The sequence below is a fragment of the Streptomyces sp. XY431 genome (assembly GCF_001279805.1).
Classification (GTDB): Bacteria; Actinomycetota; Actinomycetes; order Streptomycetales; family Streptomycetaceae; genus Kitasatospora; species Kitasatospora purpeofusca.
The window spans coordinates 1-386 of the sequence record NZ_LGDO01000345.1 but is presented as its reverse complement, the minus strand read 5'-3'; the positions used below and the strand labels follow the sequence as shown (position 1 = coordinate 386).

At 69.2% G+C, this 386-nt stretch carries 1 protein-coding gene; it reads right to left on the bottom strand.

Features of this window, described 5'->3' with window-relative positions; translation table 11 throughout:
* The coding region (locus ADK60_RS25250; RefSeq protein WP_353651772.1) for a phosphopantetheine-binding protein at positions 1-381 on the bottom strand (381 nt) is incomplete at its 3' end.
* Between the last annotated feature and the right edge of the window lie 5 nt (positions 382-386).

Below are 386 nucleotides of genomic sequence, written 5' to 3'. Positions count from 1 at the left end.
CAACCCCACCGCACGCGCCCGAGCCACCAACTGAATCGACACAATGCTGTCACCACCGAGTTCGAAGAACCCGTCATCCACACCGACCTTGTCGAGGCCGAGGACCTCCGCGAACACACCGCACAGGACTTCTTCCTGCGGCGTCGCCGGAGCACGACCCTCACCGGCCGACCCGAACTCCGGCGCCGGCAGCGCCCTGCGGTCCAGCTTCCCGTTCACCGTGAGCGGGATCGCGTCGAGGACGACCACGGCTGCCGGCACCATGTACTCCGGCAGGAACACGGCGGCCTCGGCCCGGATCTCGGCGGTGTCGAGTTCGCTGCCGGGGGTGGGCACGACATACCCGACCAGGCGCTTCTCACCCGGACGGTCCTCCCGCACCAGGG